Source organism: Pantoea eucalypti (genome assembly GCF_009646115.1).
GTDB lineage: Bacteria > Pseudomonadota > Gammaproteobacteria > Enterobacterales > Enterobacteriaceae > Pantoea > Pantoea eucalypti.
Window position 1 is genome coordinate 1968531 of record NZ_CP045720.1, and the last position, 13506, is coordinate 1982036.

A 13506-nucleotide genomic window follows, 5' to 3' on the forward strand; every position below is an offset into this window, starting at 1 on the left:
GACGTTGCAATAAGTGATTAAGGAGAGTCAATGAGCGCACTTTTTCTTGCCATACCCTTAACGATCTTCGTGCTGTTTGTCGCACCGATCTGGTTATGGTTGCATTACAACAACAAACGCAACGGCGGTTCGGAACTGTCGCAAAGCGAAATCCAGCGCCTGCAGCGTGTTACGCAGGATGCACAGCGGATGCGTGAACGCATTGACGCACTGGAAGCGATTCTGGATGCCGAACACCCTAACTGGAGGCAGCCATGATGAAAGGCCGTAAGTTGTGGCGCAAGCCTGACGAAGGAAAGTTGATGGGCGTCTGTGCGGGTCTGGCGGAGTATCTCGATATTCCGGTGCGTCTGCTTCGGGTCATTGTGGTCTTATCACTGTTCTTTGGTCTGTTTATGTTTACGGTGGTCGCCTATTTCGTGCTGGGTTTTGTGCTGGATGTGAAACCCGCCAATGTCACGGAGGACGAACGTCAGCTCAGCGCCAGCGAGCTGCTGGACCAGCTGGAGAGTGCGCTGCAGCGCGATGAGCGCAGCGTGCGCGACGTGGAGCGTTATGTGACGTCTGAAACTTTCAGCGTACGCAGCCGCTTCCGCCAGATTTGATTATATTATTGCCGGGCCGTTACGGGCCCGTCCGCTCTCTCAATGGAGGTGTTGATGTCTTTTTCGCGATCCACTGCTTTTCGCCACCGCGCGGCACCTGCATTGAAGTCGGCGGCTAAATTTATCATTATCAATGCTGTTACCTACGGTCCCGCCGGTGTCACTGGCTGGGCGGTGAAATCGGTAGCGCGACGCCCGTTACGTCTTCTGCTGGCTGTGGCACTTGAGCCATTGCTGAAACGCGTGATGAATCGGGTGGCATCGCGCTTCATCAGGGAGAACGATGAAAAGACTGCAAACTGAATTAATGGCATTAATGAACCGTGGCGTTGATCGCCACCTTCGGCTGGCGGTCACCGGATTAAGCCGCAGCGGTAAAACCGCCTTTATTACCTCACTGGTCAATCAGCTTTTAACGGTTCACAGCGGCGCACGTTTGCCGCTGTTTTCCGTTGTGCGGGACGAGCGACTGTTGGGCGTCAAACGGGTGCCGCAGCGGGACATGGGAACCGCGCGCTTTACCTACGACGAAGGCCTGGCACAACTCTACAGCACGCCGCCCGCCTGGCCGACGCCCACCCGTGGCGTCAGCGAAATGCGTCTGGCGCTGCGTTACCGTCCCAATGATTCGCTGCTGCGTCATCTGAAAGAGACGGCAACACTCTATCTGGAAATTGTCGACTATCCCGGAGAATGGCTACTGGATCTGCCGATGCTGGCGCAGGATTATCTCGCCTGGTCACGGCAGATGAACGGTCTGCTGCAGGGCGATCGTGCGGAGTGGGCAAAACCCTGGCGCACGCTCTGCGAAAAACTCGATCCGCTTGCTCCCGCCGATGAAACCCAGCTGGCAGAGATTGCTGCGGCCTGGACTGACTACCTTCATCGCTGTAAATCTGAAGGCCTGCATTTTATTCAGCCTGGCCGGTTCGTGCTGCCTGGCGATATGGCAGGCGCGCCTGCGCTGCAGTTTTTCCCCTGGCCAACCGCTGATGAAGCGCAACTCACTAAGCTGGCGCAGGCGGATAAGGGGAGTAACTTCAGCATGCTGCAGCAGCGCTTCAACTACTACTGCCAGCATGTGGTGAAGGGCTTTTACAAAAATCACTTCCTGCGTTTTGACCGCCAGATCGTGCTGGTTGACTGCCTCCAGCCCCTGAATAGTGGTCCTCAGGCGTTTAATGATATGCGGCTGGCGCTGACTCAGCTGATGCAGAGCTTTCATTACGGCCAGCGCACCCTGTTTCGCCGGCTTTTCTCACCGGTGATCGACAAATTACTGTTTGCGGCGACTAAAGCGGATCACATCACCAGCGATCAGCACGGCAACATGGTCTCGCTGTTGCAGCAACTGGTGCAGGATGCCTGGCAGAACGCCGCGTTTGAGGGGATTAGCATGGACTGCATCGGACTGGCATCAGTGCAGGCGACACAGAGCGGCCTGGTCGACCACCGTGGCGAGAAGATCCCGGCCCTGCGCGGTCACCGGCTGGATGATGGTGAACCGCTTACCGTCTATCCGGGTGAAGTCCCGCCGCGCCTGCCTGGCAATGCCTTCTGGCAGCAGCAGGGTTTTCAGTTTGAACAGTTCCGGCCGCAGCAGCTCGACGTCGACCGTCCACTGCCGCATATCCGCATGGATGCCGCGCTGGAATTTTTGTTGGGAGATAAACTGCGATGAGTGATCCGCTGAAGCCGCGTATCGATTTTGCTCTTCCGCTGGATGAGAGCACCACCACGCCGCTGCGTCCGGCGCAGACCTTTGAAGCGGACGCGCAGGCTGCGTTTCTGGCAGTGCAGGATGAAGATGTTGCCGTAGAAGAAGAAGGTGCAGGGGAGCGCGCAGTGGAAGCGGCTCTGAAACCTAAACGCAGTCTGTGGCGCAAAATGGTGACTGCAGGCGCACTGCTGTTTGGCGTTAGCGTGATTGCGCAGGGGGTGCAGTGGACGCATGACGCCTGGCTGGCACGCGACTGGTTTTCACTGGGGAGCGGCGTAGCAGGCGGACTTATTGTGCTGGCGGGTGTCGGCGCGCTGACCACTGAGTGGCGTCGGCTCTACCAGCTGCGTCAGCGTGCCGAAGAGCGGGATGTGGGCCGGGAGCTATTGCACAGTCATGGTATCGGTAAAGGTCGGGCATTCTGCGAAAAACTGGCCCAGCAGGCTGAACTGGATCAGGCGCATCCGGCCCTGCAACGCTGGCATGCCTCGTTGCACGAAACCCACAATGACAGCGAAATCGTGCGCTTGTATGCGCAGCTGGTGCAGCCCGTTCTGGACAGGCAGGCGCGGCGTGAAATCAGTCGTCATGCTGCGGAAGCAACACTGATGATTGCGGTCAGTCCGCTGGCACTGGTGGATATGGCGTTTATCGCCTGGCGTAATCTGCGGCTGGTCAATCGCATCGCGGCGATATACGGCATCGAACTGGGCTACTTCAGCCGTATCCGGCTGTTCCGCCTGGTGCTGCTCAATATGGCTTTTGCCGGCGCGTCCGAACTGGTGCGGGAAGTGGGAATGGACTGGATGTCGCAGGATATCGCTGCCCGGCTTTCCACGCGCGCTGCCCAGGGCATTGGTGCAGGCCTGCTGACGGCAAGGCTGGGCATCAAAGCGATGGAGCTTTGTCGTCCACTGCCGTGGCTGGAGCAGGATAAGCCACGGCTTGGCGATTTTCGGCGCGAACTGCTGGGCCAGCTGAAAGAGGCACTGCAGAAGGGCGGTAACAAATCAGCCTGAATCTCTCGTGACACATTAAAGGCGGCATAGCCGCCTTTAATGATCAGTGAGGCTGGCGCAGCACCTGCCGTGAATCGATAATCAGACACTCACCCGGACAGGTAGATTCATCGGTGATCACTGGATCCGCCGGCAGCGTAAAGGCCATTCCATTTTTTTCCCTGATAAAATGCGCCATCCCGGCAAATGTCCAGGACATACTCAGGCCCAGCCCCCCGAAATCATCATACTTCCGCAACGTCGCAACCTTCGGCAGGTATTCACCGGTCAGGCGATAATAGAGTGCCCCTTTAAATGCCTTTGGCACCTGCCGGGTAATCGCCTGATCGAGCAGGGCAAACTCTTTACGAGCCGGCACGGAATAGCCGTTGATTAAATGACTTATCGACAGTGAGGCGGCAGCGATCACGAGCAGCGCATAAAATGCATTTTTCCATTTTAATTTTTTGCTGATTTCAAACAGGCCGAGAATAAACGCACTGGTGGTAATCAGCGCACCGGCAATCAGGGTGCGGTAAGCCGCCATGCTTTCACTGACGATCAGATTAGGCAGTGCGGCGATCAGCAATAAAACAAACATCAGATAGAATTTGTCGTTACCTGCTGCTTTAATTTTTTTCAGTCCAGACCCAATAATGATCGATGAGATGATCACCGACACCGTTTTTGCGCCGAGGTCAAAATTACATATAACGTTCTTAAGGTATTCGGTGAAAAACCATTTCAGCTTAACCGGGATGTCGTAGCTGAATGCTGAACGTGGCAACGTATGACCATAAAGCTGAACGGGCAGTACCTTTGACGCGATCAGCGCAGCGAACATACCCGCACCCAGAACCATCAGTGAGATCACTGCACGTTTCGTATCGACTTTTCTTTCTGAAAAGCAGAGGTCAAGCGCGGCAAAGAAGGTAAAGGTCATCGCTGCCGGTTGATAAAGACAGAAGGCAAGGGTCAGCAGACAGAACGCGATAAGGCGACTGGTCAAGGCCGTTTTAATGGAAAAACGGTAACTTGTTCCCGCCAGCAAAATTGCAGCGATATAGGGGAAACAGGATGCCCAGGCGATATAAACCTGGAAGGAAGGCAGCAGACAAAGCAATAGCGAAAATGTGATTCGCTGAGCCTGACTCTCAAGAAGTGCCATTTTCTGACACAGGGTATAAATGTAATACCCGGTAAAAATGAGCAGAACAATCGAGACTGAACGCAGCAGTGCCAGACGTTCTACACTCCCGACCAGAAAGGAAGCGCTGTACTGGATAATGCCATAAACCGGCCTGCCGGATAATGTGTCCCAGTTTAAAATACTGAGCCTGTCAAAATTAGCCCAATAGAGATTCGTCCAGTCATCGGTATAGGCGTAATGCGTTAAATAAGCGGGGCTGTATGCAAGCAGAAATACTGTCGCAAAAAGCAAAAACACCTTATTGCGGCTTATGCCGTTATCAGTGGCGAACATCTGTCATCCTTTTTAATCTGACCATTTCTCTGAGTCTGAACGGGCCGTTTAGTCGGTGTCCTGAGAGGGGGTTATTTTTGTCGGTGCCACTTTTCGCAAAATATAGCGAGGCCGGTTTTTAGCTTCCATGTAGATGCGGCCAATATATTCGCCTAACACGCCAATGCCAATAAGCTGAACGCCACCCAGAAAGAGCACGGAGACCAGAATTGAGGGATAGCCTGGCACCGGGTTACCGAACAGCAGTTTATCCGCGATCATCCAGAGACCATATAAAAAGGCCAGTGAGGCCACCAGAAAGCCCAGGTATGACCAAATCCGCAGCGGAACGGTAGAGAATGAGGTCAGACCCTCCAGCGCAAGATTCCACAGCTTCCAGCCGCCAAATTTACTGCGGCCTGCGATCCGCTCCGTTCGCGTATATTCCACAATATCCGTCTGTCCGCCGACCCAGCTAAGAATGCCTTTCATAAAGAGATTCTTCTCAGGCAGCAATTTAATATTCTCAACGACTTCACGCGACATCAGCCGGAAATCACCGACATTCTCTTCAATCTGCGGATGGCTGATGCTGTTATGCAATTTGTAAAACCAGCGGGCTGTTTTGCGTTTGAGGTGGCCATCGGCACTGCGGTCAATCCGTTTAGCTAACACAATATCAGCCCCAGCCTGCCATTTCCGGATCATATCGGGAATAATCGCGATCGGATCCTTCAAATCCACATCTATCGGGATAACCGCATCGCCGGTTGCGGCTTCCAGTCCGGCAAACAGCGCCGGTTCTTTGCCGAAATTTCGAATAAACGACAAGCTGCGCACCAGCGGATCGCACTGGCTGAGTTGGGTAATCAGCGCATGCGTTGCGTCTGTGCTGCCATCATCAATAAATACGATCTCAATCTGCCAGGCGGCCAGTGCTTCATCTTTTCTGACCGCGTCATAGAAAATAGGGATGACATCCTCTTCATTGAATACCGGTACCACCAGAGAGATTTTCATTATTCTCCTTTGAAAACAATAAAGCGGGAAAAAAGAAAGCCACACGCCAGACTGATAGCCGAGGAGGCGATCAGCGTAATAAGGGGATAGAAGCCAAAATGGTCAGCCAGATAACCTACGCTGAAAGCCATCGCACCCATAAAAACGACGTAAATAAGATAACGCCAGGCCGTTGCCTGCTGCTCAAAGGTCCAGCGCGCATTAACGAAAAAAGAGAAGGTAACGGCCAGGCTAAAAGCAATCAGGTTAGCGGTCGACTGGAATAATCCAAGGCTGAGGCAGATAAAAAAAGTCACCCAATGGATCAGGGTATTTACCAGGCCCACAGTCAGATATTTTGCGAAGAAAGTCAGCATATTATAATCAATTCTACTCAGTTGAGAAAAATATACAGCAATCAGTCTCTAATCAACAGTCTGGTACTGACAAAAGCTGACAACCAGCGATCGATACCGGAATCCAGCCGGTCAGTACAAAACTCCGGCATACACGCTTAAGCTGTCAACTTTTCCTGACAGATCCCTTTCTACCGGCGCATCACTTAGCGTAATATTCATTTATCTGAACCTGATTAAGGCGAACGCAATGCGTCTGGAAGTGTTCTGTCAGGACCGCATCGGTCTGACGCGTGAACTGCTCGATCTGCTGGTGGCACGCAACATTGATTTACGCGGTATCGAAATTACGGCGCTTGGCCGCATCTACCTGAATTTTTCGGCACTGGAATTTGACGCTTTCAGTAATCTGATGGCAGAAATCCGGCGTACACCGGGCGTAACAGATGTGCGCACGGTAACGTACATGCCTTCGGAGCGTGAACATCGCGCGCTGAGTGCCTTACTGGTGGCCATGCCAGATCCGGTTTTCTCCATCGATCTGAAAAGCAAGGTGGAACTGGCTAATCCGGCGGCACAAAACCTGTTTAATCTTGATGAAGAGAAAATGCGCAATTTCAGCGCCGGCAACCTGATTAATGGCTTTAACTTCATGCGCTGGCTGGAAAGCGATCGGGTTGAGGCGCAGGCGCAGCATGTCGTCATTGAAGGGCGCGATTTTCTGATGGAAGCGCGTCCTATTTATCTGCCGGGTGAAGAGGGCCAGAACGACAGGCCGGTCGGGGCGATGGTGATGTTGAAGTCAACCGCTCGCATGGGCCGTCAGTTACAGAATCTGGTGGTCACCGACGAATCCGAGTTTGACCATATCATTGCCGTCACGCCGAAGATGCGTCAGGTGGTCGATCAGGCGCGCAAACTGGCGATGCTGGATGCGCCGTTACTGATTGTCGGCGATACCGGCACCGGGAAAGATATGCTGGCACGCGCCTGCCATCTGCGCAGCGCCCGTGGGAAAAATCCTTTCCTGGCGCTGAACTGTGCCTCATTACCCGACGACGTTGCGGAAAGCGAGCTGTTTGGTCATGCCGCCGGTGCCTATCCGAATGCGCTGGAAGGCAAGAAGGGCTTTTTTGAGCAGGCCAATGGTGGCTCGGTATTGCTGGATGAGATTGGCGAGATGTCGCCGAGAATGCAGACCAAGCTGCTGCGTTTTCTCAATGATGGCACCTTCCGCCGCGTCGGTGAAGAGCATGAAGTCCATGTTAATGTGCGCGTAATCTGCGCTACGCAGAAGAACCTGATTGAACTGGTGCAACGCGGTGAGTTTCGCGAAGATCTTTTTTACCGGCTCAATGTGCTGACGCTGCAACTGCCCCCGCTGCGCGATCGACCGCAGGATATCCTGCCACTGACCGAGATGTTTGTGGCCCGCTTTGCGGATGAGCAGGGGATGGCCCGGCCGCGACTCTCGCCACAGCTCATTGCATTTCTGACGCGCTACGCCTGGCCAGGCAATGTGCGTCAGTTAAAAAATGCGTTGTATCGCGCGTTAACCCAGCTGGAAGGATATGAACTGCGACCGCAGGATATTGTGTTGCCTGAACAGACACTGGATGTATCGCTGGGCGATGAAGCACTGGAAGGAACGCTGGATCAGATTACCAGCCGTTTTGAGCGGTCAATTCTGACGCGGCTTTATCTCTCCTATCCCAGCACCCGCAAACTGGCAAAACGTCTGGGTGTTTCCCATACCGCGATTGCCAACAAGCTGCGTGAATATGGTCTGGGGCAGAAGCGCACCGAAAGCGAATGATCGGTAAGCAGAAAGCAGGAAGCGGATAACCAGGTTATCCGCTTTTTTTATTACTTCAGCGCGGCCAGGGCAGCGTCGTAATCAGGCTCAGTGGTGATTTCATCAACCAGCTGGCTGTAAATCACTTTATCGTTCTCATCCAGAATGATCACCGCACGTGCGGTCAGGCCTTCCAGCGCACCATCAGCAATTTCTACACCATACTCATACTTAAATTCTGAGCCGCGCAGCGTCGACAGCGTCACCACATTGCTCAGGTTTTCCGCGCCACAGAAACGCGACTGGGCAAAAGGCAGATCGGCAGAGATGCATAACACCACGGCGTTATTCAGCTCGCTTGCCGCCTGGTTGAATTTGCGCACTGATGAGGCACAGACACCGGTATCAACGCTTGGGAAAATGTTCAGAATTTTGCGTTTTCCTGCATACTCAGAGAGCGCAACGTTAACCAGGTTCTTTGCTACCAGCGTGAAAGGCTTAGCTTTATCGCCAGCCTGTGGAAACTGACCTGCAACCGGAACGGCATTACCCTGAAAATGAACAGTCTGAGACATAGTGATTCCTTTTGATGATAAAAAAGATCTGACACAAAACGGCTAAAGATAGCCGTTGTTTATGACATAAATGTTAAGGGTTTACGAGTTCAATTGTGGAATTTAACGTGGCGGTCTGCCACTGCGTCACACTTTGTGGAGTGTAAATGAGAACGGTAAAAAGTTATCCCGAAGCCTGGCCGTTGCATACGCCGTTTGTCATTGCCCGTGGAACCCGGACCGAAGTCAAAGTGGTGGTGGTTGAAATTGAGGAAGATGGCGTAAAAGGCGTCGGTGAAGCGACGCCCTATGCGCGCTATGGTGAAAGCGAAGCATCGGTGCTGGCGCAGATCGCCACGTTGCTGCCCGCGCTGCAAGAGGGCATGACGCGCGAGGCATTACAACAGGCGCTGCCTGCCGGGGCGGCGCGCAACGCCATCGACAGTGCACTGTGGGATCTCGCCGCACATCAGCAGCAGCGCAGCCTCTGGGCGCTTAGCGGTGTGACTGCGCCTGCTGATGTCGTGACCGCGCAGACCGTCAGCATTGATACCCCTGAGGCGATGGCCAGCAGCGCACTCGCACTGTGGCAGCATGGTGCAACACTGCTGAAAATTAAGCTGGATAACAATTTTATTACTGAACGGCTGATGGCCATCCGCGCCGCCGTACCGGAAGCAACCCTGATTGTGGATGCAAATGAGTCCTGGTACGCTGAAGGCCTGGCGGCACGCTGTCAGCTGCTGGCAGACATTGATGTGGCGATGCTGGAACAGCCTTTACCTGCAGGTGAAGATGCGGCACTGGAGAACTTTATTCACCCGTTGCCCATTTGTGCCGATGAGAGCTGTCATACACGTGAAAGCCTGGCCGCGCTGCGAGGCCGTTATGAGATGGTCAACATCAAGCTGGATAAAACGGGCGGTCTGACCGAGGCGCTGGCGCTTGCCGATGCCGCGCAGCAGCAGGGCTTTGCGGTAATGCTGGGCTGCATGCTCTGCACCTCGCGGGCGATACGTGCTGCGCTACCGCTGGTGCCGCAGACCCGTTTCGCCGATCTTGATGGGCCGACCTGGCTGGCGGTGGATGCAGAACCGGCGATCACCGTGCGCAGCGGTCGGCTGATTATTGCTGCCAGCGCAGCAAACTACCCATCATCTCAAGATAGGTCTCCGTGGCTTCATCCACGGAAATCACCGGCATCTCAGCGGTCACGCAGGGCAGACTGAGATCGTAACACCAGCTGCCGAATGAGCCAGGCGTGTCATATCCCACGCTGCTGACGCGAGGAAGGCCGGTTTGGCTGGCCAGCCAGCCGCCAATCTCCACCTGATGCGGGTCGTCAATACAGCCCAGCGGCTCATGCCAGGAAACGATCCAGGCTGGCTTAAGTTGATGTATCAGGGCACAGAGCGCCAGTGTTTCCGGTTCAGAACCCGGATGCGTGCCGGTTGAGAGCGTGACATCCCGCGCATCGGCAGCGCTGTTCCAGCGATAAACGGTCTCTCCGGGCTGCCAGTTCGCTGCCGGGAAGTTGCGGTTGAGATCGACGCCATTTGCGTTAGCGCGCAGGCCAAGCTGACAGCCATCAGGATTGACTGCCAGCACCACGTGGTGCCGACGCATGCCATCGGGCAGTGTCCGTAACGCAGCAGAAAGGGTGGCGATGGCCGCATTTTCATCACCGTGTGTGCCAGCCAGAATCAGACCGCTGTCGGGGTCACCCAGTGGCGCTGGAAACCACAGCAGCGGCGCGCCCAGCACGGAGCGGCCATACTGCTGATACGAAACGTCAAGTTTGCCGCGAAGGGGACGCGGATGAAGTGGCGACATACAGATTTCCTCAAAGGGTTTTACTCAAAGTAGCGGAAAAGCCGTGTGCGGAAAATAGCTATTTATCTGTCAGCCATTTGCGATAAAGTGCCCTGCACAAGCTACATCGGCAACAGACTGATGCAGCACTTCTTTGGGGTAAAGGAGTGATAATGGTTAAGACCTTTCGTATGACGCTGGCAGCAATCAGTCTGAGCAGCATCCTCACACCCGCCATTGCGGCGAATCTACCCGCTGGCGCGCAGCTGGCCGAACAGCAGCAGATCGTTCGCCATATTAAAGATGAACCCGCTTCACTTGATCCGCTTAAAGCGGTAGGGCTGCCTGAAATTCAGGTGATTCGCGATCTGTTTGAAGGTCTGACAAATCAGGATGCTCAGGGCAAAATCGTGCCGGGCGTGGCACAGAGCTGGAGCAGCAGCGACAACAAAACCTGGGTCTTCACCCTGCGCAATAACGCGCGCTGGTCAAACGGCGAACCGGTCACGGCGCAGGATTTTGTCTACAGCTGGCAGCGGCTGGTCGATCCCAAAAACAGCTCAGGCTCTGCCGGGTTTGCGGGGTTAAGCGGTATTGAAAATGCGGCAGCGATTACCAAAGGCGAAATGACCCCCGATAAACTGGGAGTGACTGCCCAGAGCAAAACCCAGCTGAAAGTGACGCTTGATCGTCCTGTGCCGTGGTTCCCGGCGCTGGTGGCTAACGTGGCGCTCTTTCCGGTGCCGCAAATAGTCATTGCCCAGCAACGTGACAGCTGGACGGCACCCGGCAAACTGGTCGGTAACGGTGCCTATCAGCTCAGCGAGCGGGTAGTGAACGAGAAAATCGTCCTGACCCGTAATCCTCATTACTGGGATGATGCACATTCGGTGCTGACGAAAGTGACCTTTGTGCCAATCAATGAAGAGTCGAGCGCGACTAAACGTTATCGTGCCAACGACATTGATATCACCGAATCTTTCCCTAAGAACATGTATGCGCTATTAAAGAAAACGTTGCCGGGAGAGGTCTACACACCTGACCAGTTAGGCACCTATTACTATGCGTTTAACACGCAGAAAGGACCAACTGCCGATGTGCGGGTTCGCAAAGCACTGTCCTGGTCTATCGACCGAAACGTCATTGCTGACAAAGTGCTGGGCACCGGTGAGAAACCGGCGTGGCACTTTACGCCAGATGTGACAGCAGGCTTTAAGCCACTGCCCACGTTCATGCAACAGCACGATCAGAACGCCCTGAATGCGCAGGCCAAATCGCTGCTTGCCGCCGCCGGTTACGGTCCGGGTAAACCGCTGAAGCTCAAACTGCTCTACAACACCTCTGAGAGCCATCAGAAGATTGCGATTGCCGTGGCCTCTATGTGGAAAAAGAACCTCGGTGTGGATGTCACACTGGAGAATCAGGAGTGGAAAACCTACATCGACAGTCGTAACAGCGGGAACTTCGATGTGATTCGCGCCTCGTGGGTGGGAGACTACAATGAGCCCTCCACCTTCCTGAATCTGCTGACCTCGGGCAGCAGCAGCAATATCGCGCGCTTTAACAACGCGGATTATGATGCAGTTGTCGCTAAAGCCAGCCGTGAAACCAGCGAGCAGGCACGTAACAGCGATTACAACCGTGCCGAGCAGATCCTCGCTGAACAGGCCCCGATTGCGCCCATCTATCAGTACACGAATGGCCGACTGATTAAACCCTGGGTTAAAGGCTATCCCATCACCAACCCTGAAGATGTCGCCTACAGCCGTGAACTGTGGATTGAAAAGCACTAAGCCTGTGGTGGCCGGTTTCCCGGCCACCTGCTGACATCTTTCTTCACAGCCCGGAGATTGCAACTCAACGCCGTCACGTTAGACTGTATCGTATTGATATTAATGGTGAGGGAATGTTGTGGACGTCATTGAAGGAAAAGCATTACAGGTTTCAGATGCCATCATTTCATGCCAGCTGGATGGCAAGGGTGGGATGATCCCGATAGCTGAAGATGAAGTTATCGAGTGTGAGCAGCCCTGCTGGCTGCATCTGAACTATACCCACAGCAAAAGCGCAGAATGGCTGCAGTCAACGCCGCAGATTCCCGATGCCGTGCGTGACGCCTTAGCGGGTGACAGCATGCGTCCCCGCGTCAGCCGGCTGGGCGACGGATTTATGATCGTGCTGCGCAGCGTTAACCACAACACCGATGCGCGTCGCGACCAGCTGGTGGTAATGCGCGTGTTCATCAACGATAAGCTCATCGTCTCGACCCGGCGGCGTAAAGTCTCTGCCGTCGATGAAGTGCTCACCGATTTGCAAAACGGTAACGGCCCGATTGACTGCGGCAGCTGGCTGGTCGATGTCTGTGATGCCCTGACCGATCACACCAGCGAATTTATCGAAGAGTTACATGACAAAATCATTGAGCTGGAAGATGCGCTGCTTGACCAGCGGATGCCCGCGCGCGGCGAGCTGGGCCTGCTGCGCAAACAGCTGATTGTGATGCGGCGTTACATGGCACCGCAGCGCGATGTTTATGCCCGGCTGGCCAGTGAAAAACTGGGCTGGATGGATGACAGTGAACGACGCCGGATGCAGGAAATCGCCGATCGGCTGGGACGCGGACTGGATGATCTGGATGCGGGCGTAGCGCGCACTGCGATTCTGGCTGACGAGGTGGCCTCTGCGATGGCGGAGTCGATGAACCGCCGCACCTATACTATGTCACTGATGGCGATGATCTTCCTGCCCGCTACGTTCCTGACCGGTCTGTTTGGGGTTAATCTGGGTGGCATTCCGGGCGGTGGATGGGAGTACGGCTTCTCTATCTTCTGTCTGCTGCTCGTGGCACTGGCGGTGGGCGTCGCGGGTTATCTGCGTAAACGGCGCTGGCTGTAACGCGGAAAGGTCACATCGGCGGGGGCGTCTGATTTGAGGACGAAAATCCCGCCGGGTGGGATAAAAATCATAATAAGAAAGCAAAAGCTGATCGACATCAAGAACCTAATGCCGCTGCTGACGCAAACTCTTTCCCGCAGGTGAATGCAACGTCAAGCGATGGGCGTTGCGCTCCATATTGTCTTACTTCCATATTTAGAATTATTGCATAGCACAATTAATTCAAAACATGCCGGCCCGTGTGCCGGCTTTTTTTTTGCCCGCCTGGCTGGAACGCCAATCCTTTTCTAAACTTAAAGTCCATTCGCAA

Annotated in this window: 14 protein-coding genes; 9 read left to right on the forward strand and 5 right to left on the reverse strand. The window is 54.5% G+C overall.

The window, feature by feature from the left end; genetic code table 11:
- Positions 1-30: 30 nt before the first annotated feature.
- The 5 genes from pspB to EE896_RS09120 are packed head-to-tail and all read left to right on the forward strand — an operon-like array spanning position 31 to position 3344.
- Positions 31-258, forward strand: a complete 228-nt coding sequence (gene pspB, locus EE896_RS09100) for an envelope stress response membrane protein PspB (RefSeq protein ID WP_003853799.1) — start codon at positions 31-33, stop codon at positions 256-258.
- Positions 255-605: an envelope stress response membrane protein PspC gene (gene pspC, locus EE896_RS09105; RefSeq protein ID WP_039660164.1), complete on the forward strand. Its 351-nt coding sequence runs from the start codon at positions 255-257 to the stop codon at positions 603-605. Before pspB ends, pspC begins: the two co-directional genes overlap by 4 nt.
- A gap of 54 nt (positions 606-659) precedes the next feature.
- A complete protein-coding gene (gene pspD / locus EE896_RS09110) occupies positions 660-908 on the forward strand; it encodes a phage shock protein PspD (RefSeq protein WP_003853796.1) in 249 nt (82 codons plus the stop codon).
- The gene (locus tag EE896_RS09115; protein WP_008925258.1) at positions 889-2286 is read left to right on the forward strand and encodes a YcjX family GTP-binding protein; all 1398 of its coding nucleotides are present in this window, start codon (positions 889-891) and stop codon (positions 2284-2286) included. Before pspD ends, EE896_RS09115 begins: the two co-directional genes overlap by 20 nt.
- The gene (locus EE896_RS09120) at positions 2283-3344 is read left to right on the forward strand and encodes a YcjF family protein (RefSeq protein ID WP_140033374.1); all 1062 of its coding nucleotides are present in this window, start codon (positions 2283-2285) and stop codon (positions 3342-3344) included. The genes EE896_RS09115 and EE896_RS09120 overlap by 4 nt, the downstream gene beginning before the upstream one ends.
- 43 nt (positions 3345-3387) lie before the next feature.
- Here EE896_RS09120 and EE896_RS09125 read toward each other — a convergent pair whose 3' ends face one another.
- From EE896_RS09125 to EE896_RS09135, 3 genes are read right to left on the reverse strand one after another with little or no spacing between them, the layout of a single operon-like run.
- The gene (locus EE896_RS09125; protein WP_140033376.1) at positions 3388-4806 is read right to left on the reverse strand and encodes a hypothetical protein; all 1419 of its coding nucleotides are present in this window, start codon (positions 4804-4806) and stop codon (positions 3388-3390) included.
- A 48-nt stretch (positions 4807-4854) separates the two neighbouring features.
- A complete protein-coding gene (locus tag EE896_RS09130) occupies positions 4855-5805 on the reverse strand; it encodes a glycosyltransferase family 2 protein (protein ID WP_140915445.1) in 951 nt (316 codons plus the stop codon).
- A complete protein-coding gene (locus EE896_RS09135; RefSeq protein ID WP_008925255.1) occupies positions 5805-6161 on the reverse strand; it encodes a GtrA family protein in 357 nt (118 codons plus the stop codon). The genes EE896_RS09130 and EE896_RS09135 overlap by 1 nt, the downstream gene beginning before the upstream one ends.
- Positions 6162-6390: 229 nt before the next feature.
- On the opposite strand from EE896_RS09135, the gene tyrR reads away from it, so the two are divergent.
- Positions 6391-7956, forward strand: a complete 1566-nt coding sequence (gene tyrR / locus EE896_RS09140) for a transcriptional regulator TyrR (protein WP_003853785.1) — start codon at positions 6391-6393, stop codon at positions 7954-7956.
- A 50-nt stretch (positions 7957-8006) separates the two neighbouring features.
- Here the strand turns inward: tyrR and tpx are convergent, their stop codons facing one another.
- Positions 8007-8510: a thiol peroxidase gene (gene tpx / locus EE896_RS09145; RefSeq protein WP_140915444.1), complete on the reverse strand. Its 504-nt coding sequence runs from the start codon at positions 8508-8510 to the stop codon at positions 8007-8009.
- 146 nt (positions 8511-8656) lie between these two features.
- Here tpx and ycjG point away from each other — a divergent pair, with 146 nt between their 5' ends.
- Positions 8657-9718: an L-Ala-D/L-Glu epimerase gene (ycjG, locus tag EE896_RS09150; protein ID WP_238343235.1), complete on the forward strand. Its 1062-nt coding sequence runs from the start codon at positions 8657-8659 to the stop codon at positions 9716-9718.
- Here the strand turns inward: ycjG and mpaA are convergent.
- Positions 9615-10322, reverse strand: coding sequence for a murein tripeptide amidase MpaA (gene mpaA, locus EE896_RS09155; protein ID WP_140033380.1), 708 nt, complete (start codon positions 10320-10322; stop codon positions 9615-9617). The two genes, ycjG and mpaA, sit on opposite strands and share 104 nt — an antisense overlap.
- A gap of 152 nt (positions 10323-10474) precedes the next feature.
- On the opposite strand from mpaA, the gene EE896_RS09160 reads away from it, so the two are divergent.
- Both EE896_RS09160 and zntB read left to right on the forward strand, forming a co-directional pair.
- The gene (locus tag EE896_RS09160; RefSeq protein WP_140033382.1) at positions 10475-12094 is read left to right on the forward strand and encodes a peptide ABC transporter substrate-binding protein; all 1620 of its coding nucleotides are present in this window, start codon (positions 10475-10477) and stop codon (positions 12092-12094) included.
- Positions 12095-12212: 118 nt separating this feature from the next.
- Positions 12213-13196 carry a zinc transporter ZntB gene (gene zntB / locus EE896_RS09165; RefSeq protein WP_003853777.1) on the forward strand — a complete coding sequence of 328 codons (984 nt, stop codon included), beginning with the start codon at positions 12213-12215 and terminating at the stop codon, positions 13194-13196.
- Positions 13197-13506 lie beyond the last annotated feature (310 nt).